21 protein-coding genes are annotated in these 23,558 nt (G+C 68.2%); 16 read left to right on the forward strand and 5 right to left on the reverse strand.

Annotated features, from left to right (window positions below):
* From A5701_RS21015 to A5701_RS21035, 5 genes are all read left to right on the forward strand, one after another.
* A partial coding sequence (locus A5701_RS21015; RefSeq protein WP_304528230.1) for a BRCT domain-containing protein occupies nucleotides 1-444 on the forward strand: 444 nt, incomplete at its 5' end.
* A gap of 4 nt (nucleotides 445-448) precedes the next feature.
* Nucleotides 449-1,564 carry a cystathionine gamma-lyase gene (locus A5701_RS21020; protein WP_067758287.1) on the forward strand — a complete coding sequence of 372 codons (1,116 nt, stop codon included), beginning with the start codon at nucleotides 449-451 and terminating at the stop codon, nucleotides 1,562-1,564.
* Between the two features lie 27 nt (nucleotides 1,565-1,591).
* Nucleotides 1,592-2,200 (forward strand): TetR/AcrR family transcriptional regulator, encoded by a 609-nt coding sequence (locus tag A5701_RS21025; protein ID WP_156670190.1) that lies wholly within the window; start codon nucleotides 1,592-1,594, stop codon nucleotides 2,198-2,200.
* A 158-nt stretch (nucleotides 2,201-2,358) separates the two neighbouring features.
* The gene (locus A5701_RS21030) at nucleotides 2,359-2,805 is read left to right on the forward strand and encodes an MmpS family transport accessory protein (protein ID WP_255396748.1); all 447 of its coding nucleotides are present in this window, start codon (nucleotides 2,359-2,361) and stop codon (nucleotides 2,803-2,805) included.
* On the forward strand, nucleotides 2,802-5,726 hold the full coding sequence (locus tag A5701_RS21035; protein WP_067758296.1) for an RND family transporter: 2,925 nt from the start codon (nucleotides 2,802-2,804) through the stop codon (nucleotides 5,724-5,726). Before A5701_RS21030 ends, A5701_RS21035 begins: the two co-directional genes overlap by 4 nt.
* On the opposite strand, the gene A5701_RS21040 is transcribed toward A5701_RS21035, so the two are convergent.
* Nucleotides 5,723-6,379 (reverse strand): amino acid-binding protein, encoded by a 657-nt coding sequence (locus A5701_RS21040; RefSeq protein ID WP_156670191.1) that lies wholly within the window; start codon nucleotides 6,377-6,379, stop codon nucleotides 5,723-5,725. The genes A5701_RS21035 and A5701_RS21040 overlap by 4 nt on opposite strands.
* A 96-nt stretch (nucleotides 6,380-6,475) precedes the next feature.
* Between A5701_RS21040 and gatC the strand changes: the two genes are divergently transcribed.
* From gatC to gatB, 5 genes are all read left to right on the forward strand, one after another.
* Nucleotides 6,476-6,775, forward strand: a complete 300-nt coding sequence (gene gatC / locus A5701_RS21045) for an Asp-tRNA(Asn)/Glu-tRNA(Gln) amidotransferase subunit GatC (RefSeq protein WP_067276513.1) — start codon at nucleotides 6,476-6,478, stop codon at nucleotides 6,773-6,775.
* Nucleotides 6,772-8,271 (forward strand): Asp-tRNA(Asn)/Glu-tRNA(Gln) amidotransferase subunit GatA, encoded by a 1,500-nt coding sequence (gene gatA, locus A5701_RS21050; RefSeq protein ID WP_067758302.1) that lies wholly within the window; start codon nucleotides 6,772-6,774, stop codon nucleotides 8,269-8,271. Before gatC ends, gatA begins: the two co-directional genes overlap by 4 nt.
* 67 nt (nucleotides 8,272-8,338) lie before the next feature.
* Nucleotides 8,339-9,370, forward strand: a complete 1,032-nt coding sequence (locus A5701_RS21055; protein ID WP_067758305.1) for an ATP-dependent 6-phosphofructokinase — start codon at nucleotides 8,339-8,341, stop codon at nucleotides 9,368-9,370.
* A 453-nt stretch (nucleotides 9,371-9,823) separates the two neighbouring features.
* Nucleotides 9,824-10,702, forward strand: coding sequence for a MinD/ParA family protein (locus tag A5701_RS21060; RefSeq protein WP_156670192.1), 879 nt, complete (start codon nucleotides 9,824-9,826; stop codon nucleotides 10,700-10,702).
* A gap of 101 nt (nucleotides 10,703-10,803) precedes the next feature.
* A complete protein-coding gene (gene gatB, locus A5701_RS21065; RefSeq protein ID WP_067758308.1) occupies nucleotides 10,804-12,315 on the forward strand; it encodes an Asp-tRNA(Asn)/Glu-tRNA(Gln) amidotransferase subunit GatB in 1,512 nt (503 codons plus the stop codon).
* Nucleotides 12,316-12,475: 160 nt separating this feature from the next.
* Here gatB and A5701_RS21070 read toward each other — a convergent pair whose 3' ends face one another.
* The gene (locus tag A5701_RS21070; RefSeq protein ID WP_067758311.1) at nucleotides 12,476-13,597 is read right to left on the reverse strand and encodes a sorbosone dehydrogenase family protein; all 1,122 of its coding nucleotides are present in this window, start codon (nucleotides 13,595-13,597) and stop codon (nucleotides 12,476-12,478) included.
* Nucleotides 13,598-13,858: 261 nt separating this feature from the next.
* On the opposite strand from A5701_RS21070, the gene A5701_RS21075 reads away from it, so the two are divergent.
* Complete coding sequence (locus A5701_RS21075; protein ID WP_067758314.1) at nucleotides 13,859-14,713, forward strand: DoxX family protein; 855 nt, start codon at nucleotides 13,859-13,861, stop codon at nucleotides 14,711-14,713.
* Nucleotides 14,714-14,716: 3 nt separating this feature from the next.
* Here the strand turns inward: A5701_RS21075 and A5701_RS21080 are convergent, their stop codons facing one another.
* Nucleotides 14,717-15,073 carry a PH domain-containing protein gene (locus tag A5701_RS21080; RefSeq protein WP_067758317.1) on the reverse strand — a complete coding sequence of 119 codons (357 nt, stop codon included), beginning with the start codon at nucleotides 15,071-15,073 and terminating at the stop codon, nucleotides 14,717-14,719.
* 364 nt (nucleotides 15,074-15,437) lie between these two features.
* Between A5701_RS21080 and A5701_RS21085 the strand changes: the two genes are divergently transcribed.
* The 3 genes from A5701_RS21085 to ilvC are packed head-to-tail and all read left to right on the forward strand — an operon-like array spanning nucleotide 15,438 to nucleotide 18,791.
* Nucleotides 15,438-17,255 (forward strand): acetolactate synthase large subunit, encoded by a 1,818-nt coding sequence (locus tag A5701_RS21085; RefSeq protein ID WP_369807437.1) that lies wholly within the window; start codon nucleotides 15,438-15,440, stop codon nucleotides 17,253-17,255.
* Nucleotides 17,255-17,755 (forward strand): acetolactate synthase small subunit, encoded by a 501-nt coding sequence (gene ilvN, locus A5701_RS21090; RefSeq protein ID WP_067758323.1) that lies wholly within the window; start codon nucleotides 17,255-17,257, stop codon nucleotides 17,753-17,755. Before A5701_RS21085 ends, ilvN begins: the two co-directional genes overlap by 1 nt.
* A gap of 34 nt (nucleotides 17,756-17,789) precedes the next feature.
* Nucleotides 17,790-18,791 carry a ketol-acid reductoisomerase gene (gene ilvC, locus A5701_RS21095; RefSeq protein ID WP_082950394.1) on the forward strand — a complete coding sequence of 334 codons (1,002 nt, stop codon included), beginning with the start codon at nucleotides 17,790-17,792 and terminating at the stop codon, nucleotides 18,789-18,791.
* A gap of 174 nt (nucleotides 18,792-18,965) precedes the next feature.
* Here ilvC and wrbA read toward each other — a convergent pair whose 3' ends face one another.
* Entirely contained in the window at nucleotides 18,966-19,565 is a 600-nt protein-coding gene (wrbA, locus tag A5701_RS21100) for an NAD(P)H:quinone oxidoreductase (RefSeq protein ID WP_067758327.1), read from the reverse strand.
* A 107-nt stretch (nucleotides 19,566-19,672) separates the two neighbouring features.
* On the opposite strand from wrbA, the gene serA reads away from it, so the two are divergent.
* Together serA and A5701_RS21110 are read left to right on the forward strand one after the other, a co-directional pair.
* On the forward strand, nucleotides 19,673-21,259 hold the full coding sequence (gene serA, locus A5701_RS21105) for a phosphoglycerate dehydrogenase (protein WP_067758328.1): 1,587 nt from the start codon (nucleotides 19,673-19,675) through the stop codon (nucleotides 21,257-21,259).
* 37 nt (nucleotides 21,260-21,296) lie between these two features.
* A complete protein-coding gene (locus A5701_RS21110) occupies nucleotides 21,297-22,307 on the forward strand; it encodes a 3-isopropylmalate dehydrogenase (protein WP_067758330.1) in 1,011 nt (336 codons plus the stop codon).
* On the opposite strand, the gene A5701_RS21115 is transcribed toward A5701_RS21110, so the two are convergent.
* On the reverse strand, nucleotides 22,207-23,511 hold the full coding sequence (locus tag A5701_RS21115; protein ID WP_067758333.1) for an MFS transporter: 1,305 nt from the start codon (nucleotides 23,509-23,511) through the stop codon (nucleotides 22,207-22,209). The two genes, A5701_RS21110 and A5701_RS21115, sit on opposite strands and share 101 nt — an antisense overlap.
* Nucleotides 23,512-23,558: the final 47 nt, after the last annotated feature.

Below are 23,558 nucleotides of genomic sequence, written 5' to 3' on the forward strand. Positions count from 1 at the left end.
CGCTCGGTCGACGCCGACATGATCGCGTCCAGGCTGCCGAACTCGGTGGCCAGTGCGCGCGCGGCCGTCGGGCCGACGATCGCCGCCGCGCTCACCGAATGGTTCACCGTCGACTGGCATCGCGCGATCGTCGACAAGTGGCGGGCCGCCGGGGTGCGGATGGCCGACGAGCGCGATGAGAACGTGCCCCGCACCCTGGAAGGGCTGACCGTCGTCGTCACCGGCTCGCTGACCGGGTTTTCGCGCGACGACGCCAAAGAGGCGATCATCGCCCGCGGCGGAAAGGCGGCGGGGTCGGTGTCGAAAAAGACCGACTACGTCGTCGCCGGCGACGCACCGGGTTCGAAGTACGACAAGGCGGTGGAACTCGGCGTGCCGGTCCTCGACGAGGACGGGTTCCGGAAACTGTTGGCCGAGGGTCCGCCGGAAGCTCCGGCGGGCTAGGCCGATGACCGGTCGCTACGGCGATTCCACCCGCAGTCTCAAAGCCGTTGGCCCGGAGGCGATTTCGGGACACCCGGTGGCGCCGCAGGCGGTGCTCGCCGCCGTCTACCACCTGAGCAGCGACGAGACCGACGCCGCGGACACCTATGGCCGCGGCTCCAATCCCACGTGGCGACAACTGGAGTCGGCGCTCGCCGAGCTGGAGGGAGCGGGCGGTGCGCTGGTGTTCGGTTCGGGCATGGCCGCCATCAACGCCGTGCTCCGGGTGCTCGCGCCGCCGGGATCGGTTCTGGTGGTGCCCGCCGACGGCTACTACCAAGTCCGTCGTTGGGCCCGGGAAGACTTGGCGACGGCGGGGGTGACCGTCATCGAGGCGTCGAGCCCGCGTATTTACGACGCCGCGGCGGGCGCCGATGTCGTGCTGACCGAAACCCCCACCAACCCGGCGTTGGATGTCGTTGATCTGCACCGGTTGGCCACCATCTGCCGTGGCCGCGGCGCGCGGCTGATCGTGGACAACACGGCCGCCACGCCCCTGGGTCAGCGGCCGCTGTCACTGGGCGCCGACGCGGTGGTGGCCAGTGCCACCAAGGCGCTGTCCGGTCACAGTGACCTGCTGGCCGGTTACGTGGCCACCGACGACCCCGAGTTGGCCGCCGCCGTGGAACGCCAACGCTTGCTCGCCGGCGCGATCCTCGGCGGGTTCGAGGCGTGGCTGCTGTTGCGCAGTCTGGCCAGCGCCGGATTGCGTTTCGAGCGGCAATGCCAGAACGCCCGGGCCGTGGCGACGATGTTGGCCCGCCACCCGGCGGCCCGGGTGGTGCGTTACCCGGGGTTGGCGCATGACCCCTCCCATCGCGTGGCCATGGCGCAGATGCGCCGGTTCGGCTCTCTGGTCTCGGTCGAATTGGCCGACGCCGCAGCGGTACACGCCCTCGTCGAGCGCAGCGAGCTGCTCGTCGCGGCCACCAGCTTTGGCGGCCTGCACACGTCGGTGGATCGCCGGGCACGCTGGGGCGACGCCGTCGACGACGGATTCGCGCGCATCTCGCTGGGCATCGAAGACACCGACGACTTGGTCGCCGACATCGAACGGGCCCTCACGGCCATCCGGCCATAAATTACCCCGCATCGCCCCGGCAGTCCTATGGTGGGCGCTATGACCCAGACGGCGGACCGGTTCACGCAGGAATCACCGTGGTCTCCACGCGAGGCCGAGATACTGGCGGTCACGCTGCGGTTGCTGCAGGAGCACGGCTATGACCAGCTGACGGTCGACGCGGTCGCCGCCGCCGCCCACGCGAGCAAGGCCACGGTGTATCGGCGCTGGCCGTCCAAGGCCGAATTGGTCTTGGCCGCCTTCACCGAGGGCGTCCGCGTGGTCGCCGTCGCGCCCAACACCGGCACCCTGCGCGGCGACCTGCTGAGTTTGGGGGAGACGTGTGGTCGGCACGGCTCCGAGCATGCCAGCACCATCCGCGCGGTGATGGTCGAAGTTTCGCGGCACCCGGCGCTCAACGACGCTCTGCAGGAGCAATTCCTCAAGCAGCGCAAGGCGTTGATTCAGCACGTGCTGCGCCAAGCCGTCGACCGCGGTGAGATCAGCGAGGACGTCATCACCGACGAGCTGTGGGATCTGTTGCCCGGTTATCTCATCTTCCGGTCCATTATTCCCGGCCGGCCGCCCACCCGTCGCACCGTCCAGGCCCTCGTGGACGGGTTCCTCATCCCCGGCTTGACCAGAACCACCGGGTAATCCGGCGTTGACCCGCCCAGCGGAATGTGTACGCGCGCGTCTCTTGTGCAGTACGGTCCCGTACCGTACTGTCATAGCTGTCGAGCACGCCCGACCCGCCGGCAGCCGCCTCTGGCTTGAGAGGTGGTCGTGTCGCCCGATAATCGAAAGGTGAACGGGTGAAGGGGAATTCGGTGGCATTCCTCGTCAGACGAGGGTGGATGGTACTGGTTGCGGTGCTGGTGGTCACGCTCGCGGGATTCGGCATCTATCGCCTGCACGGCATCTTCGGCTCAGACAGCAGCGCCTCGGCGAACAGCGGCCTGGCCAACGAAATCGTGCCGTTCAACCCCAAGCGGGTGGTGCTCGAGGTCTTCGGCAGGCCCGGCGCCACCGCGACCATCAACTACCTTGATGTCAACGCCCAACCGCAGCAAGTCAAGGACGCCCCGCTGCCGTGGTCGTTCACGATCACCACCACGGAGCCCGCGGTCCTGGGCAATGTCGTCGCACAGGGAAACGGCGACAGCCTCGGCTGCCGCATCACCGTCAACGGGGAAGTGAAAGACCAACGCACCGTTGACAAAGTCGACGCCTACACCTTCTGTCTGGACAAATCGGGATGAGCGACCACGAACCGCCGCGGGCGCGGGTCCCGCGCACCATCCGCCGGCTCGCACTGCCCATCCTGCTGTTCTGGGTGGCGCTGGCCGCGATCACCAATATCGCGGTGCCGCAGCTGGAAGAGGTTGGCAAGACGCACAATGTGGCGCTGAACTCGCCCGACGCCCCGTCGCTCAAAGCCATCAAGCGCATCGGCGAAAAGTTCGGGGAATTCGACACCGACAGCTCGGCGATGATCGTGCTGGAGGGCGACAAGCCGCTGGGTGCGGACGCGCACCGTTACTACGACGAGATGATCCGCAGGCTCGCGCAGGACAAGAAGCACGTCGAGCACGTCCAGGACTACTGGGGCGACACCCTGACGGCGGCGGGATCGCAGAGCAGCGACGGCAAGGCCGCTTACGTCCAGGTGAACCTGGCCGGTAATCAGGGCTCGGCGCTGGCCAACGAGGGCGTCGGGGCGCTGCGCGACATCGTCGAGCGCATCAAGCCCCCGCCCGGTGTCAAGGCCTATGTGACCGGCGCGGCGCCGCTGATATCCGATCAGTTCGACGTCGGGAGCAAGGGCACCGCGAAGGTCACCGCGATCACGATCGGCGTGATCGCCTTGATGCTGTTCTTCGTCTACCGCTCGGTGCTCACCACGCTGCTGGTGCTCGCCACCGTCCTGATCGAAATGTCCGCCGCCCGAGGCCTTGTCGCGTTCCTCGGAAACGCGGGCGTCATCGGGTTGTCGACGTATGCGACGAATCTGTTGACGCTTCTGGTGATCGCCGCGGGCACCGACTACGCGATATTCTTCGTGGGCCGCTACCAGGAAGCCCGTGGAACCGGTGAGGACCGCGAAAAGGCTTTCTACACCATGTATCACGGCACGACGCACATCGTGCTCGGTTCGGGTCTGACGGTGGCCGGCGCGGTGGCCTGTCTGAGCTTCACCCGGCTGCCCTACTTCCAGAGTTTGGGCATTCCGGCCGCGCTGGGCATCCTCGTCGCGCTGTTCGCCGCCCTGACCTTGGGCCCCGCGATCCTCACCCTGGGCGCCAGGGTGGGTATCTTCGACCCCAAGCGGGCGGTCAGAACCCGCGGCTGGCGGCGCATCGGCACCGCCATCGTCCGCTGGCCGGGGGCCGTTCTCGCCGCGGCCTGCGCGTTGGCCCTGGTGGGCCTGATCGCCTTGCCCGGATACAAGACCAGCTATGACACCCGTCCCTACATGCCGGCCAGCGCGCCGGCCAACGTCGGCTACACCGCCGCCGAGAAGCATTTCTCCCGGGCCCGGCTGGAGCCCGAATTGCTCATGGTCGAAACCGATCACGACATGCGCAACCCGGAGAGCATGCTCGTGCTGGACAAGGTGGCCAAGGCGGTATTCCACGTGCCCGGCGTCGCGCAGGTGCAGACCATCACCCGCCCACTGGGCACCCCGCTGGTCCACAGCTCGCTGGCGTTCGTGGTCAGCAATTCCAGCGCGGCGCAGCAGGAAAACCTGACCTATCAACAGGATCGGGCCAACGATGCCCTCAAGCAGGCCAACGAGCTGAACAAGACCATCAACATCTTGAAGCAGCAATACGTGTTGCAGCAGCAGCTCGCCGGCACCACCCACGACGAGACCCAGAGCTTCCACGACACGCTCGGCACGATCCAGGATCTGCGCGACAAGATCGCGTATTTCGACGACTTCTTCAGGCCGGTTCGCAGCTACTTCTACTGGGAGCGGCACTGCTACGACATCCCCATCTGCTTCGCGTTCAGATCGCTGTTCGACGCGCTCGACGGAATCGATCAGCTCACCGAGAAGTTCGAAAACCTCACGGCGTCACTCGATAAGCTCGACGCCCTGCAGCCGAAACTGGTGGCGCTGATACCGCCGCAGATCGAGAGTCAGCAGACCAACCGCGACCTGACGTTGGCCAATTACGCCACGCTGTCCGGCATTTACGCGCAGACCGCGGCCGCGATCGACAACGCGACGGCGCTGGGGCGGGCCTTCGACGCGGCCAAAAACGACGACACCTTCTACCTGCCGCCGGAGGTGTTCAACAACCCGGACTTCAAGCGCGGGCTCAAATTGTTCCTCTCGCCCGACGGTAAGGCCGCCCGCATGATCGTCACGCACGAAGGCGATCCCGCTACGCCCCAGGGTATTTCGCACATCGACCCGATTGCCAAGGCTGCGCACGAGGCGCTGAAGGGCACGCCGATGGCGGACGCGGGAATCTATCTCGGCGGGACGGCCGCGACCTACAAGGACATTCAGGACGGGGCCAAGTACGACCTGATGATCGTCGCGTTCGCCGCTCTGAGCTTGATCCTGCTGATCATGATGATCATCACGCGCAGCCTGATCGCCGCCCTGGTCATCGTCGGCACCGTCGCTCTGTCGCTGGGCGCCTCGTTCGGGCTCTCGGTCCTGGTCTGGCAGTACATCTTCGGCATTCAGCTGTACTGGGTGGTGCTCGCGCTGGCGGTCATCCTGCTTCTTGCGGTGGGATCCGACTACAACCTGCTGTTGATCTCCCGGTTCAAGGAGGAAATTCATGCCGGCTTGAACACCGGCATCATCCGAGCGATGGCGGGCTCCGGGTCGGTGGTCACCTCGGCCGGCATCGTGTTCGCGGTGACCATGTGTGCGTTCGTCTTCAGCGGTTTCCAGGTGCTCGGTCAGATCGGGACGACGATCGGCCTCGGTTTGCTGTTCGACACGCTGATCGTGCGATCGTTCATGACGCCTTCTGTCGCAAGGATTCTCGGGCGCTGGTTCTGGTGGCCGCAACGGGTGCGCCCGCGCCCGGCCAGCACCATGCTGCGGCCCTACGGTCCGCGTCCGGCGGTTCGGCAGCTGTTGCTGTGGGAAGACGACGACCCGGCGGTGCTGTCCGGTTCGACTTCGCCGGCGCTGTCCGGCACGGCGCGCTAGCGCAGCAGGGTGGCCACGATCCCGGCCAGGTAGCCCAGGCGAGCCACCTCCGACGGCCGGAATTCCGGGCCCGGGCGGCCCAGCACCACCGCGGTGTGCGGATCACCCAGCGGGGCCGCGACCATCGTGGTGTCCATGTCGCGCCACGCCTGCGGCACCCAGTCGCCCGCGCTGTCCAGCGTCACCGCCCGCTCGAGGGGCAGCCACGGGGCCGAATCCGCCCGCGTCTCCGGCGCACCCGGGCTGGACGCCAGCCGCTCCAGCCCGTCGCCGGCACTGCGCACCACGGTGCACCAGCTGACCCGCAGCACCCGGGGCGCCTCGTCGGCCAGGACCTGCAGCCGGGAGGCGTTGTCGCCGGCCGCGGCGACGTGGTCGAGCAGTTCCAGCTCGCGATGGGCCTCCAGCAACCCGGTGTGCGGCCGCACGCTGTCCACCCGGACACCGTTGAGCGATTCCGCGGCGGTGATCAGCGTGTCCGGCATCGCCCCGGGCGGCAATTCGATCACCAGGTCGTCGATCGCATACCCCGAGCTGCGCTCGACCACGTCGAGCGACAGGATGTCGGCGCCGACCGAACCGAGCGCGACCGCCAGCGAGCCCAGGCTGCCCGGGCGGTCGACCAGCTCGATGCGCAACAAATACGACGGCACGGCCAACACTGTTACACAGCGATGCGTGCACTGCATTTCTGCGGATAACCGGCGGCCCTGAACCCGGCCCCGCGCGCGCGACTAGGCTTTCCTGTCGTGTCTCAGATCTCCCGCGACGAGGTGGCGCACCTGGCCCGGCTGTCCCGGCTGGCGCTGACCGATAGCGAGCTCGACAGCTTCGCCGGCCAGCTCGACGCCATCCTGACCCACGTCAGCCAGGTGCAGGCGGTCGACGTCACCGGCGTCGAAGCGACCGACAACCCGCTCAAGGACGTGAACGTCACCCGCCCCGACGAACCGACCCCCTGCCTGACACAGTCGGAGGCGCTGGCCCAGGCGCCCGAGGCCGCCGACGGCCGCTTCGCGGTGCCGCAAATCCTGGGGGACAGCGAGTGAACGACATCGTCCGGTCCGACGCCGCGACCCTGGCGGCCCGGATCGCCGCCAAGGAGCTGTCGTCGGTCGAGGTAACCCAGGCGTGCCTGGACCAGATCGCGGCGACCGACGACCGCTACCACGCCTTCCTGCACGTGGCCGCCGACGAGGCGCTTGCCGCGGCGGCCGCCGTCGACAAGCAGGTCGACGAGGCGATGGCCGCGGGGGAGCGGCTGCCCTCACCGCTGGCCGGGGTGCCGCTGGCGCTCAAGGACGTCTTCACCACCATCGACATGCCCACCACCTGCGGCTCCAAAATTCTCGAGGGCTGGCGTTCCCCCTATGACGCCACCCTCACCACGCGGTTGCGTGCCGCGGGCATCCCGATCCTCGGCAAGACCAACATGGACGAGTTCGCGATGGGCAGCTCGACGGAGAACTCCGCCTACGGCCCCACCCGCAACCCGTGGGACCTCGACCGGGTGCCCGGTGGCTCCGGGGGAGGCAGCGCGGCGGCGCTGGCCGCGTTCCAGGCTCCGCTGGCCATCGGGTCCGACACCGGCGGCTCGATCCGGCAGCCGGCGGCGCTGACCGCGACGGTCGGCGTCAAGCCCACCTACGGCACCGTGTCGCGCTACGGGCTGGTGGCGTGCGCGTCGTCGCTTGACCAGGGCGGCCCGTGCGCTCGCACGGTGCTGGACACCGCGCTGCTGCACCAGGTGATCGCCGGGCACGACACCCGCGACTCCACGTCCGTCGAAGCGGCGGTGCCCGACGTCGTCGGGGCCGCCAAAGCCGGCGCGGCCGGTGACCTCAAGGGCGTGCGGGTCGGAGTCGTGAAGCAGCTGCGCGGCGACGGCTACCAGCCGGGGGTGCTGGCTTCGTTCGAGGCCGCCGTCGGGCGGCTGACCGAGCTGGGCGCCGAGGTGACCGAAGTCGACTGCCCGCACTTCGAATACGCGCTGGCCGCCTACTACCTGATCTTGCCGTCGGAGGTGTCGAGCAACCTGGCCCGCTTCGACGCGATGCGCTACGGGCTGCGCGTCGGCGACGACGGGACACACAGCGCCGAGGAGGTGATGGCGCTGACCCGGGCCGCCGGTTTCGGTCCGGAAGTCAAGCGGCGCATCATGATCGGCACCTACGCGTTGTCGGCCGGCTATTACGACGCCTATTACAACCAGGCCCAGAAGGTGCGCACGCTGATCGCCCGCGACCTGGACCGCGCCTACGAGTCGGTCGACGTGGTGGTGTCGCCGGCGACACCGACCACCGCCTTCCCGCTGGGGGAGAAGGTGGACGACCCGCTGGCGATGTACCTGTTCGATCTGTGCACGCTGCCCCTCAACCTGGCCGGCCACTGCGGCATGTCGGTGCCTGCGGGGCTGTCCCCGGACGACGGGCTGCCGGTCGGGCTGCAGATCATGGCGCCGGCGTTGGCCGACGACCGCCTCTACCGGGTTGGCGCCGCGTACGAGGTGGCCCGCGGCCCGCTACCGTCGGCACCCACCCTGTAGCGCCGAGTCCGGAGCGATTTTGCGCTTGCCCGCGCCATAGGGGCGTCGCCCCAGGCAAGATGAAGGCATGCGGATCGGAGTTCTCACTGGTGGTGGTGACTGTCCGGGGCTGAACGCCGTCATCCGGGCGGTGGTGCGCACCTGCGACGCCCGCTACGGCTCGTCGGTGGTCGGCTTTCAGGACGGGTGGCGCGGGTTGCTGGAAAACCGGCGTATCCAACTGCAGAACGACGACCGCAACGACCGGTTGCTGGCCAAGGGCGGCACGATGCTGGGGACCGCCCGGGTGCACCCCGACAAACTGCGCGCCGGGCTGGACCAGATCAAGCAGACCCTGGACGACAACGGCATCGACGTGCTCATCCCGATCGGCGGTGAAGGCACGCTGACCGCCGCGCACTGGCTGTCCGAGGAGAACGTTCCCGTCGTCGGCGTGCCGAAGACCATCGACAACGACATCGATTGCACCGACGTCACTTTCGGCCACGACACCGCGCTCACCGTCGCCACCGACGCAATCGACCGGCTGCACAGCACCGCCGAATCCCACCAGCGGGTGATGCTGGTGGAGGTGATGGGCCGGCACGCGGGCTGGATCGCGCTGAACGCCGGCCTGGCCTCGGGCGCGCACATGACACTGATCCCCGAGCAGCCCTTCGACGTCGAGGAGGTGTGCCGGTTGGTCAAACGACGCTTCCAGCGCGGAGATTCGCACTTCATCTGCGTGGTCGCCGAGGGCGCCAAACCCATCCCGGGCTCAATCTCGCTGCGCGAGGGCGGGCTTGACGAGTTCGGCCACGAGAAGTTCACCGGTGTCGCGGCCCAGCTAGGTGCCGAGGTGGAGAAGCGGATCAACAAGGACGTCCGGGTGACCGTGCTGGGCCACGTCCAGCGCGGCGGGACGCCGACGGCCTTCGACCGGGTGCTGGCCACCCGGTTCGGCGTCAACGCCGCCGACGCCGCGCACGCCGGTGAGTACGGCCAGATGGTGTCGTTGCGAGGGCAGGACATCGGCCGGGTGGCCCTGGCCGACGCGGTGCGCCAGCTCAAGCTGGTGCCCGAAAGCCGGTACGACGACGCCGCCGCCTTCTTCGGCTAACCCCGCCATTTCGGCAAACGGCGGGTGGCCCTGGTCTGACTTCGGCCTGGCCAGGGGTTGAATTCGCCCGGCTACCGGCCAGCTGCGGGCCGTTTGCGCAAATTCGTGGTTTCCGGACGGGTTCCCCGCGGTTATACCTCCGGAGTGAGCAACCGCGGTTCGATTCGCGGAGTCGTTCAGCACCCCGCGGCGACGGCGGGGCCGGTGGGCCCGCCGGCCCGTCGCCCGCGACCGCCCGGTTGGCGCGTCGATGCCGATCCGGCGGCCGCCACGATGCCTCAGCCCCATCCTTCGGATCCGGCCATCCGCGGGCCGCAGTTCAGGCCACCCCCGCCCGCGCCCGCATCACGGGTCCCCCCGGTACGGCGGCCCGCGCGACTGCCGGGCGGGACGGCGCTGGACGGTCTCGACCTGCAGGAGCGCGACGGCTCCTCCCGGTTCAGATGGTGAGAAGTGATCCATCGCCTGACGGGCGTCGATCTGGGCCCCGGCAAAGACGCACGGTACAAAGAGGACTTGCGCAACCGCATCCGCGCTGAGGTGGGCGGGGCGTTTCCCATCGCCGTGCTCAACCTCAAGGGTGGCGTCGGCAAGACCGCTGTGGTGGAGGCGCTCGGGTCGACGTTCGCCGACGCGCGCAACGACCGGATCATCGCCGTCGACATGGACGCCGGCGACCTGGCGGATCGCCACGGCAAGCCCAACGCGCTGGGAATGGCCGAGCTGCTCGCCGACGACACGGTCACGAGCTACCCGGACGTGCGCGCACATACCTACATGAACAACTTCGGCCTGGAAGTGCTCGGACTGCCCGACTACGCGCACACCGATTGGCGGCTCGAGCGTCATGACGTGGTGAAGGCATTTTCGATCCTGCGCAACCACTATTCGGTGGTGCTGGTGGACTGCGCGAAGGCGCTCAATTCGGGTGTGATGGATGCCGTCCTGCGCGAGGCGCTGGCGCTGGTCGTGGTGACCAGCACGTCCATAGACGCGATTCGGAAAACCGCTACCACTTTGGATTGGTTGGCCAACAACGCATATCAATGGCTGGTGCAGTCGACGGTATTGGCAATCAACCACGTGGAGCCGGCCAAGGTGGAACTGCTGGCCGCCAAGGAGCTAGAGCGATTGTCCGCGCGCGTCGGCGCAACGGTGGTGCTGCCGTTCGATCGACACATACACGGCGGGAACCAGATCGAACTGGACCGGCTGAGCAAGGAAAGCCGGCGAAGTTACCTCGAGATGGCGGCCGTGCTGGCCGACATGTTCCCGGGCAGGGGTGGGGAGCCACACCGGTTCCCCGTGTCGCGCTCGCCGCACTGGCCCTGATCGCCCGGCTCCGCCGAGCTGACCCTCTTCGCCCGGCTCCGCCGAGCTGACCCTCTTCGCCCGGCTCCGCCGAGCTCGAGGTCACCACTAGGATCGGCTGCATGAGTGTTGCTGCCAGCGCCGATCTCATGAACTACGACGAGGTCCTCGCGCGCTTCGACCCGGTACTCGGCCTCGAGGTGCACGTCGAGCTGTCGACCGTCACCAAGATGTTCTGCGGCTGCTCCACCGCCTTCGGCGCCGAGCCCAACACGCAGGTATGCCCCGTGTGCCTCGGGCTGCCCGGCTCGCTACCGGTGCTCAACCGCACGGCGGTGGAATCGGCGATCCGGATCGGGCTGGCCCTCAACTGCGAGATCGTGCCCTGGTGCCGGTTCGCCCGGAAGAACTACTTCTACCCGGACATGCCCAAGAACTACCAGATTTCCCAGTACGACGAGCCGATCGCGATCAACGGATACCTGGAAGCGCCGCTGGACGACGGCACCACCTGGCGGGTCGAGATCGAGCGCGCGCACATGGAGGAGGACACCGGCAAGCTCACCCACCTGGGCAGCGAGACCGGCCGCATTCACGGCGCGACGACCTCGCTGCTCGACTACAACCGGGCCGGTGTGCCGCTGATCGAGATCGTCACCAAGCCGATCGTCGGTGCCGGCGACCGGGCCCCCCAGATCGCCCGGGCTTATGTCACGGCATTGCGAGACCTGTTGCGCGCCTTGGGCGTATCCGATGTCAGGATGGACCAGGGGTCGATGCGTTGCGATTCCAACGTTTCGCTGATGCCCAAGGGTGCCGTCGAGTTCGGCACCCGCACCGAGACCAAGAACGTCAACTCGCTGAAAAGCGTTGAGGTGGCGGTGCGTTACGAAATGCAGCGGCAGGCCGCCGTCCTCGCGTCCGGCGGTCAGATCATCCAGGAGACCAGGCACTTTCACGAGGCCGGGTACACCAGCCCGGGCCGGGCCAAGGAGACCGCCCAGGACTACCGCTATTTCCCCGAGCCCGACCTCGAACCCGTGGCGCCCAGCCGTGAATTGGTCGAGCAGCTGCGCCAGACGATCCCGGAGCTACCGTGGCTGAGCCGCAAGAGGATTCAGGACGAATGGGGCGTTTCCGACGAGGTGATGCGCGACCTGGTCAACGCCGGCGCCGTCGACTTGGTGATCGAGACGGTCAAGCACGGCGCCACCAGCGAGCAGGCGCGCGCCTGGTGGGGAAACTTCTTGGTGCAGAAGGCCAATGAGGCCAACATCGGCCTGGACGAGCTGGCCATCACCCCCGCACAGGTCGCCGCGGTGATCGCGCTCGTGGACGAGGGCAAGCTGTCCAACAAGCTGGCCCGCCAGGTTGTGGAGGGGGTGCTGGCCGGCGAGGGCGAGCCCGGGCAGGTGATGACGGCCCGCGGCCTCGAGCTGGTGCGCGACGACTCGGTGACCCAGGCCGCGGTCGACGAGGCGCTGGCCGCCAATCCCAATGTGGCGGAGAAGATCCGGGGCGGCAAGGTGGCCGCGGCCGGCGCGATCGTCGGCGCGGTGATGAAGGCCACCCGGGGCCAGGCCGACGCGGCTCGGGTCCGCGAACTGGTGCTGGCGGCCTGCGGGCAGGGGTAGCCGGCCCACCAGGAGCAACTCGGCGGGACGCGCGAGACTTCAGTCCATCATTAGCCGAGTCTCGAACGCGATATCACCCGCGATATCGAATTCCCGAATCATGTGGTGGTTCGCCCCCGGTAGGGGTGTGGCTGCTGTGGCGTGCTCCGGCAGGCCCCAATCAGGTCTTGTCGTCGTTGTTGCGCGGGAAACCGCCGCCCTGCGGGAACAGCGGGAACACCACGTCGTCGAGCTTCTCGGCGTCGCCGGCGGTCTTGTTGACGGTTGCGCCCCAAACGTTTCCGTCCGGGGACATCCGCAGCGCCCACGCGTGGGCGTGGGTGTCCTTGCGGACCACGTCGGGTTCACCGGTGACGGCACCCGTCGCGGGAGCCAGCCGCACTGCGACCGTCAGCTTGGTGTTGATCAGGTTGACCAGCACGGTCCCGTCCATTGCCGCGCAGCCGGCCACGCCGGGCTTGTCCGGCCAGGTCCACACCGTGGAGACCTCGGAGGTCTTGGTGATGCGCTGCAACCGATCCGCCGTCGGCGTGCGGTCGGCGACGTAGAGCGAGCCGTCGACGGGGTCGATGCACAGGCCGCCGCCGGCGCCGACGCCCGACAGCGCCGTCGTCGGCGGGGCCTGACCGATGGTGGTCGGCTGCTCGATGCGAAGCACCTTGCCGGCCAGCGATTTAGGATCCGCCGCCGCCGCGGGGTTACCCGCATCGCCGGTCATCACGACCAGCGTGGTGGGGCTGGTGAAGATCAGCGCGCCGGTGTTCCCGGTGGCGCCCTTGGGGATCCCGGTCAGGATGTCTTTCGGGATGTCGCCGTCGGCCACCCGGATCACCCGATTGTCGGTAGGCGTGCTGACGTAGGCGTACATGAGCCGGTCTTGCGTGTAGGTCGGCGACAGCACGATGTCCATCAGCCCGCCGTCCCCGGAGGGGTCGACCGGGATGACCATCTTCACCTTCGGCTCGGCGCTCACCGAGATCTCCTTGACCGCGCCGGTGGTGCGCTCGGCGACCAGCGCGGTTTTGCTGTCGGGACCCATGATCAGTCCGCTGGTGCTCTCCAGGCAGCCCTGCATCACGCCAGGAGCCGGGCACGCCTTGGGAAACGGCGTGGGCGGCAGCGGCGGCGGTGGGGGAGGCGTCGAACTGGGTTGGGGCTTGAGTTCGGGGTTGGTGGTGAACGGCTGCGACTGGGCGTCGTTGAATCGTGCGCAGCCGCTCGCGACGAGCACCACCGCGCAAAGCGCGGCGAACCCGCACCGAACCGAGCGCCCTAATCGCATGACCGACAGGCTACGGATAGTGCGGCCGCCCCCGCCACACGCATGCGCTGCCCACCCGGCGCGACGCGATCCGAGCGCGCCCGGGAACGGCCCACGGGCGGCGCCTGGCCCCCGTTTTGCGGCCGGATTGGGCCCTGCGTCGCCCCGCGGGAGACGTTTTCAGGCCGATCTGGACGTGTTCGGCGGGCAAACCGCCGATTGCCTGGCGAAAGCGCCGCTCAAATCCCCAATTCGGCGGCAAATGCCCTTACCCTGACACGCGTGACCAGTCAACCGAATGACGGACATTGGCAGCGGCCCGGCGAATCCCCGGAGCCAACTCCAGGTCGCCCCGCGACGGCGCGTGTGGTTGACCCCGAAGACGATCTGACGCCCGTCGGCTACCCCGGCGACTTCAACCCCTCCACCGGAACCACCACCGTCATCCCCTACATGGGCGACCACGCCGGCGGGTCCAGCGCGGCGGGGTACAACGTGCTCGACCAACAGGAGCCGTTGCCCTACGTCCAGCCGCAGGCATCGCGGCACGCAGCGGCCGAGCCCGCCGAGATCGACGCGGACGAACACCACGGCCGGCTGCACGAAGTGGGCCGCCGTGGAACCCAGCACCTGGGTTTGCTGATCTTGCGGGTCGGGCTCGGTGTCGTGCTGGCCGCCCACGGGTTGCAGAAGCTGACCGGCTGGTGGGGCGGCTCCGGCGTGGGCGGGTTCAAGAACTCACTGTCCGACGTCGGCTACCAGCACGCCGACATCCTGGCCTACGTCAGCGCCGGCGGCGAGCTCGTCGCGGGCGTTCTTCTGGTGCTCGGCCTGTTCACCCCGGTGGCCGCGGCCGGCGCGCTCGCCTTTCTGATCAACGGCATGCTGGCCACCATCACCGCGCGGCCGCATCCGCACAGCTTCACGTACTTCCTGCCCGACGGGCACGAATACCAGATCAGCCTGATCGTGATGGCCGTCGCGGTGATCCTGTGCGGGCCGGGCCGCTACGGCCTCGACGCGCGACGGGGCTGGGCGCATCGGCCCTTCATCGGGTCGTTCGTCGCGCTGCTGGTCGGCATCGCCGCCGGCATCGCGGTGTGGGTGCTGCTCAACGGGGTCAACCCGATCGCCTGACCGTCACTGATACGGGTTGGGCACCCGTCCCGAGCTGGCCTCGGTCAGCTGCGGCAGCGTCGCGAACGTCACCGCGGGCAGGCGCACCTCCGCGCCGCTCTTGAGGTGCGCGCGTGCCCAGGAACCCCGATGGAAGCGCAGCCCGTCGATGTCATCCCAGTCCACCGTCTGGCTGCCCAGCAGCGTGCGGACCGTCACGCCTCGATCGTCGGCGACGGTCCGCAACCGGACGATCAGCGCCGACAGCAGCACGGGGATCACCAGCAGTGGCGCCGAGGGCGGCCAGAGCATCACCGGGATCAGCAGCCCGAGGGTGAAGAACCCGACGGCCAGGTGCGCGATCGGGGACACCTTGATCACGACGGGTGTGTGGGAAGACGAACCGGTAGCCACCCGACCATCATTTCACCCGTCGCGGGGGGCCGGATCTGTGCGCGGGCCACGGGGCGCGGATTTGACTGCTGAGCTGTGCGAAGGCTACCGTCGGACGTTATGGATACCGCCGGACAGCCCGGGATGCTCGTAGTAATTAGTCGGCGCGTTGGTGCCTGACTAGCCTCTTCGGCATTTGAAGCTATCCAGACCAACGCGCAACCCTCGTGCAGCAGAAGAGCTGTCGGGGGTTTTTTGTTGCCCCCAGCGAGACTCCCAGAGTGAATAAGGACGAAAGACAGTGAGCGCACCCACCAGGCAGCACGCCACCCAGCCGGAGCGTGCCGCCGACATCGCCACGGACGCGGCGGAAACGCCGGCAGCCGCCCCCGCACGGAAGCCGAAACGTGTTGGGCCCGAGAAACTTACCGGCGCACAGTCGGTGATCCGGTCGCTGGAGGAGCTCGACGTCGAGGTCATCTTCGGGATTCCCGGCGGCGCCGTGTTGCCGGTTTACGATCCGCTGTTCGACTCGAAAAAGCTTCGCCACGTGCTGGTTCGGCACGAGCAGGGCGCCGGTCACGCCGCGAGCGGCTACGCCCACGCCACCGGCAAGGTCGGGGTGTGCATGGCGACGTCGGGCCCCGGCGCCACCAACCTGGTCACGCCGCTGGCCGACGCCCAAATGGACTCGGTGCCCGTCGTCGCCATCACCGGTCAGGTCGGTCGCACGCTGATCGGCACCGACGCCTTCCAGGAAGCCGACATCTCGGGCATCACGATGCCGATCACCAAGCACAACTTCCTGGTCCGCTCCGGCGACGAGATCCCGCAGGTGATGGCCGAGGCGTTCCACATCGCGTCCTCCGGCCGCCCCGGCACGGTGCTGGTCGACATCCCCAAAGACGTGCTGCAGGGGCAGTGCACGTTCAGCTGGCCGCCGCGCATGGACCTGCCCGGCTACAAGCCGAACACCAAGCCGCACAACCGGCAGATCCGCGAGGCCGCCAAGCTGATCGCCGACGCCCGCAAGCCGGTCCTCTACGTCGGTGGTGGCGTCATCCGCGGGGAGGCGACCGAGCAGCTGCGCGAGCTGGCCGAGCTGACCGGCATCCCGGTGGTCACCACCCTGATGGCGCGCGGGGCGTTCCCCGACAGCCACCGCCAGCACATGGGCATGCCCGGTATGCACGGCACCGTCGCCGCGGTGGCGGCGCTGCAGCGCAGCGACCTGCTGATCGCCCTGGGCACACGCTTCGACGACCGGGTGACCGGGAAGCTCGACACCTTCGCGCCCGAGGCGAAAGTCATTCACGCCGACATCGACCCGGCCGAGATCGGCAAGAACCGCCACGCCGACGTGCCGATCGTCGGCGACGTCCAAGCGGTCATCACCGACCTGATCGCGATGCTGCGGCACTACGACATCCCCGGCAGCGTCGACATGACGGAGTGGTGGGCCTATCTGGACAGCGTTCAGTCCACCTACCCGCTGAGCTACGACCCGCAGAGCGACGGCAGTCTCGGCCCGGAATACGTCATCGAGAAGCTCGGCCAGATCGCCGGGCCCGACGCGGTGTACGTCGCCGGGGTGGGCCAGCACCAAATGTGGGCCGCGCAGTTCATCTCGTATGAGAAACCGCGCACCTGGATCAACTCCGGTGGGCTGGGCACCATGGGGTTCGCCATACCGGCCGCCATGGGGGCCAAGATGGCTCGCCCGGAGGCCGAGGTGTGGGCCATCGACGGCGACGGCTGCTTCCAGATGACCAATCAGGAGCTGGCCACCTGCGCCATCGAAGGCGTGCCGATCAAGGTGGCGCTGATCAACAACGGCAACCTGGGCATGGTGCGTCAGTGGCAGACGCTGTTCTACGAGGAGCGGTATTCGCAGACGGACCTGGCCACGCACTCGCATCGCATCCCCGACTTCGTGAAGCTCGCGGAGGCGCTGGGCTGTGTCGGATTGCGTTGCGAGCGTGAGGAAGACGTCGAGGACGTGATCAACGCGGCCCGGGCGATCACCGATCGTCCCGTGGTGATCGACTTCATCGTCGGCGCCGACGCGCAGGTGTGGCCGATGGTCGCCGCGGGCACCAGCAACGACGAGATCCAGGCCGCTCGCGGCATTCGCCCGCTCTTCGACGACGAGAGCGAAGGGCACGCCTGATGCACACGCACACGCTGTCGGTGTTGGTGGAGGACAAGCCCGGTGTGCTCGCCCGCGTGGCGGCGCTGTTCTCCCGGCGCGGTTTCAACATCGAGTCGCTGGCCGTCGGGGCCACCGAGCAAAAGGACATGTCGCGCATGACGATTGTGGTCAGCGCGGAGGAGACCCCGCTCGAGCAGATCACCAAGCAGCTCAACAAGCTGATCAACGTCATCAAGATCGTCGAGCTCGACGACGGGGCCGCGGTGTCCCGGGAGTTGGCGCTGATCAAGGTGCGCGCCGACGCGGGCAGCCGCAGTCAGGTGATCGAGGCGGTGAACCTGTTCCGCGCCAAGGTGATTGACGTATCGACTGAGGCGCTGACGATCGAGGCTACCGGTGACCGCGGCAAGATCGAGGCGCTGCTGCGGGTGCTGGAACCGTTCGGCATCCGCGAGATAGTCCAATCGGGAGTGGTGTCGTTGTCCCGCGGTCCGCGCGGCATCGCCACGGCCAAGTAACACACAAGGAGATATTGAAACAGTGGCACTAGAAATGTTCTACGACGACGACGCAGACCTGTCGATCATCCAGGGCCGCAAGGTCGGCGTCATCGGGTACGGCAGCCAAGGGCACGCGCATTCGCTGAGCCTGCGCGACTCGGGTGTGCAGGTTCGCGTCGGGCTCAAGGAGGGTTCGAAGTCGCGGGCCAAGGTGGAGGAGCAGGGCCTGGAGGTCGACACGCCCGCCGAGGTGGCCAAGTGGGCCGACGTCATCATGCTGTTGGCGCCCGACACCGCGCAGGCGGACATCTTCAAGAACGACATCGAGCCCAACCTCAAGCCCGGTGACGCGCTGTTCTTCGGGCACGGTCTCAACATTCACTTCGGTCTGATCAAGCCGCCCGCCGATGTGACCATCGCGATGGTGGCCCCGAAGGGTCCCGGCCACCTGGTGCGCCGCCAGTTCGTCGACGGCAAGGGCGTGCCCTGCCTGATCGCGGTCGACCAGGACCCGAACGGCAACGGCGAGGCGCTGGCGCTGTCCTACGCCAAGGCCATCGGCGGCACCCGGGCCGGCGTCATCAAGACCACGTTCAAGGACGAGACCGAGACCGACCTGTTCGGCGAGCAGGCCGTGTTGTGCGGCGGCACAGAGGAATTGGTGAAGACCGGTTTCGACGTCATGGTTGAGGCGGGCTACCCGCCGGAGATGGCCTACTTCGAGGTGCTGCACGAGCTCAAGCTGATCGTCGACCTGATGTATGAGGGCGGCATCGCCCGGATGAACTACTCGGTGTCCGACACCGCGGAGTTCGGCGGGTATCTGTCGGGTCCGCGGGTCATCGACGCCGGCACCAAAGAGCGGATGCGTGAGATCCTGCGCGACATCCAGGACGGCACCTTCACCAAGAAGCTGGTGGCCAACGTCGAGGGCGGCAACAAGCAACTCGAGCAGCTGCGCAAGGAGAACGCCGAACACCCGATCGAGGTGACCGGCAAGAAGCTGCGCGACCTGATGAGCTGGGTCGACCGGCCGATCACCGAGACCGCGTAACCGGCGGGCCGCGCTGCCGACTGCCGGCGGCTTGCCGCTGCCGGCGGCCCTGCCGCGGCTGCGAGACATAAACCACGGCGACCGTTTACGGCGTCCTCTCTCCGCCGAGCGTGAAGCTGTTGCGAATTTCTTGGCTTATTCTCGCGACAGTTTCACGCTCGGCGCGGGCGCCGCTCAAGCACCCAGCCGGCCGGCGGTTTCGACCACGCGGCGGGCCAGGTGGTCCAGGGCGTTCCCGGTGGCCTCGTCGAATTCGTGAATGTTGTCGTGGGTGGAGACCAGGCTCACCCCGTACGGGTTGCCGTCGACGAACTTGACCGGGTCGGTGTAACCGGGCGGCACAATGATGCCGCCGAAATGCATCAGAGTGATGTATAGCGACAGCAGGGTGGTTTCCTGACCGCCGTGCAGCGTGTTGGACGACGTGAATCCCGCGTACACCTTGTCCGCGAGCTTGCCCTCGGCCCACAGCCCGCCGAGCGAGTCCAGGAAGTTGCGCAATTGCGCAGCGGGAGAGCCGAAGCGGGTCGGCGAACCGAAGATCACCGCGTCGGCCCAGACGATGTCCTCACCGGATGCCGCCGGAAGGTCCTTGGTTGCTTCGTAATTCGCGGTCCAGGCCGGGTTCTGCGCGAACGATTCCGGGTCGCGGGTCTCGGCGACGTGCCTCAGCCGGACTTCGGCGCCGGCGGACTCGGCCGCGGCGGCCACGCGTTGCGCCATCGCGGTGTTATGCCCGGTGGCCGAATAGTAGATGATCGCGAGTTTGGTCATCAGCGCATCGTAGGACCTCGCCGGCCCGCGCCCAACGGCCGTCGGTGCAGGTTACGGCAGTGGTGAGCCCGTCGAGGCCCGTCAAACGCAGCCGTTAGGCTGGCCGGGTGAATCTGCCTGTTGTATTGATCGCCGACAAACTCGCCCAATCGACTGTCGCAGCCCTGGGAGACCAGGTCGAGGTGCGCTGGGTAGACGGGCCGGACCGGGAGAAGCTGCTGGCCGCGGTGCCGGAGGCCGACGCGCTGCTGGTGCGCTCGGCCACCACGGTGGACGCCGAGGTGCTGGCGGCGGCCCCCAAGCTGAAGATCGTCGCCCGCGCCGGGGTCGGGCTGGACAACGTCGACGTGGACGCCGCGACCGAGCGCGGCGTGCTGGTGGTCAACGCGCCCACCTCGAACATCCACAGTGCCGCCGAGCACGCCCTGGCGCTGCTCTTGGCCGCCGCCCGGCAGATCCCGGCCGCCGACGCCTCGCTGCGCGAGCACACCTGGAAGCGGTCTTCGTTCAACGGCACCGAAATCTTCGGCAAGACGGTCGGCGTGGTGGGGCTAGGCCGGATCGGGCAGTTGGTCGCCCAGCGGTTGACGGCCTTCGGCACCCACCTCGTCGCCTACGACCCCTACGTCTCGCCGGCGCGGGCCGCGCAGCTGGGCATCGAACTGCTGCCCCTCGACGACCTGCTGGGCCGCGCCGACTTCATCTCGGTGCACCTGCCGAAGACGCCCGAGACGGCGGGCCTCATCGGTAAGGAAGCGCTCGCCAAGACCAAGCCGGGCGTCATCATCGTCAACGCCGCCCGCGGCGGCCTGATCGACGAGGCCGCGCTGGCCGAGGCGGTGAGCAGCGGCCACGTCCGGGCGGCCGGTCTCGACGTCTACGCCAAAGAGCCGTGCACCGACAGCCCGCTGTTCGAGCTGCCGCAGGTGGTGGTCACCCCGCACCTCGGCGCATCCACTTCCGAGGCCCAGGACCGGGCGGGCACCGACGTAGCCGAAAGCGTGAAACTGGCGCTGGCCGGGGAATTCGTTCCCGACGCCGTCAACGTCGGCGGCGGCGTGGTCAACGAAGAGGTGGCGCCCTGGCTGGACCTGGTGCGCAAGCTCGGCGTGCTGGCCGCCTCGTTGTCCGCCGGGCCGCCCGTTTCGGTGTCGGTGCAAGTGCGCGGCGAGCTGGCCTCCGAAGACGTTGAGGTGCTGAAGCTTTCGGCTCTGCGCGGACTGTTCTCGGCGGTGGTCGAGGGGCCGGTCACGTTCGTCAACGCACCGGCGCTGGCCGACGAGCGCGGCGTCACCGCGGAGCTCACCACGGCCTCGGAGAGCCCGAACCACCGCAGCGTCGTCGACGTGCGCGCGGTCGCCGCCGACGGCAGCGCCGTCAACGTGGCCGGCACGCTGTCCGGGCCGCAGTTGGTGGAGAAGATCGTCCAGATCAACGGCCGCAACTTCGATTTGCGCGCTCGCGGCACCAACCTGGTGATCAACTACGTCGACCAACCCGGGGCGCTGGGCAAGATCGGCACCCTGCTCGGCTCGGCCGGTGTGAACATCCAGGCCGCGCAGCTGTCCGAGGACGCCGAGGGCCCGGGCGCGACGATCCTGTTGCGGCTGGACCGGGACGTGCCGAGCGAGGTGCGATCGGAGATCGGTTCGGCGGTGGGCGCCAACAAGCTTGAGGTGGTTGATCTGTCGTGAAGCGCGCCGTCGACGATGCAGAACGAGGAGCGGCGCAATGAAGTTGGCGGTCATCGGCGGCGACGGTATCGGGCCGGAAGTGACGGCCGAGGCCCTCAAGGTGCTCGACGCGGTGCTGCCCGGTGTCCAGAAGACCGAATACGACTTGGGCGCCCGGCGTTTTCACGCCAGCGGTGAGCTCTTGCCGGAATCGGTGCTCGCCGAACTGCGCCAGCACGACGCCATCCTGCTCGGCGCGATCGGCGATCCGTCGGTGCCCAGCGGCGTGCTGGAGCGGGGTCTGTTGCTGCGCCTGCGGTTTGAGCTCGATCATCACGTCAACCTGCGCCCGGGCCGGCTGTATCCCGGTGTGGCAAGCCCGCTCGCCGGAAACCCCGACATCGATTTCGTGGTCGTGCGTGAGGGGACCGAGGGTCCCTACACGGGCACCGGCGGCGCCATCCGCACCGGCACGCCCAACGAGGTTGCCACCGAGGTGAGCCTGAACACCGCCTTCGGCGTGCGCCGCGTGGTGGCCGACGCATTCGAGCGCGCGCAGGGGCGGCGCAAGCACCTGACGCTGGTGCACAAGACCAACGTGCTGACGTTCGCCGGCAAGCTGTGGGCGCGCATCGTGGCCGAGGTCGGGGAGCAGTACCCCGACGTCGAAGTCGCGTACCAACACGTCGACGCCGCCACCATCTTCATGGTGACCGACCCAGGGCGCTTCGACGTGATCGTCACCGACAACCTGTTCGGCGACATCATCACCGACTTGGCGGCGGCGGTGTGTGGCGGAATTGGGTTGGCCGCCAGCGGGAATATCGACGCCACGCGGACGAACCCGTCGATGTTCGAGCCGGTGCACGGCAGCGCGCCGGACATCGCGGGCCAGGGCATCGCCGACCCGACCGCGGCGATCATGTCGGTGGCGCTGCTGCTCGCCCATATCGGCGAGGACGATGCCGCTAGCCGGGTGGATCGGGCCGTCGAGGCCTACCTGGCAGCGCGTGGGAGCGAACGGCTCGCCACCACCGAAGTCGGCGAACGGATTGCTTCCGCGCTGTAGTTTCCAGGCCGGGCGGGAGCAGGCGCGCGGGAACCAGGGGCACCGCGATCATTGGGAACAGTCCGCACAACATCCACGCATTCGGATATTTCGCGGCGGTGATCAAGGCGCCGAATAGCGGTGGCGCCGCGGCGGCCATCACCCGCTGGGTGGTGTTCTGGATGCCCAGGGCGCGCCCGCTCCAGAACGGACCGGCGAATTCGGTGATGGCCGTGGCCTCCAGCCCGTTGTCGAGCACGGCGATCACCGAGATGGCCACCATCAGCGGCGCCTGATAGCTCGAATTCAGGAAATCGGCCCAGGCCAACAGGAACAGCGTGACGGCGGCCGCGCCCGCGATGAGGCGCACCGGGCGCATTCGCGAACCGATCCGGTCGGACCAGCGGCCCACCAAGACGCGGCCGACGGCGCCCAGCAGCTGCGAGAGGGTGACCAGACTGCCGGCGGCCGCGACCGACCAGTTCAGATTCTTGATCAGCCACACCAGCATGAACGTGACGGTCACCGTCTGCGGCACCATCATCAGACCGGCGACCGTGTGAATTCGCCACAGCGTCAACGACCCTCGGTAGGGGCTGGCGAGTTCGGTGTCGGCGGCTTTCTCCCGCGGCTTGCGCGGCGGGTCGATGATGCCGACCGCGCTGGCTGCCGCTCCCAGGGCGCACGCCAACGCCGTGAACCTGAGCCCCGTACTTGGCCCGTGCTCGGCCAGCTCGGGAATGACCAGCGCTCCCAAGGCGATTCCGAGGGGTTGCGCGGTTTGGCGGAAGCCCATCGCGAGGCCGCGTTGGTGCGGCGGAAACCACGCCGACACCAGCCGCCCGCCGGCGGTGTTGCAGCTCGCGGCCGCCATGCCGCCGAGAAACAAATAGACCGCCATGAGCACCATCGAATGCGCCGAGGCCGCGGCGTAGGCCGCCACGGCGGTGAGCGCCGAACCCGCGGCCATCACCAGACGCTCGCCCACCCGGTCCAGGACGTAACCCCACAGCACCAGCGTGACGACCATGCCCCAACTGGGCATCGAGGACAACAGACCGGCTTCGTCGAGCGGGATTCCCCGCGCCGATTGCAGCGACGGGATCAGGAACGCGACGCCATTGATGAAGAGGAAGGAGCTCGCGGTGGCCACCAGCGATACGACCATGATGGACCAGCGCGCGCCCGCGCCCAGGTCCCGCGTCGCGGCCGTCCCGGTCTGCATTCCCCATGCTTGCATACGCGGCAAAACCGCTGGTAATACTCGTGTGC

It is taken from the genome of Mycobacterium sp. E3305, assembly GCF_001666785.1.
Taxonomy (GTDB): domain Bacteria; phylum Actinomycetota; class Actinomycetes; order Mycobacteriales; family Mycobacteriaceae; genus Mycobacterium.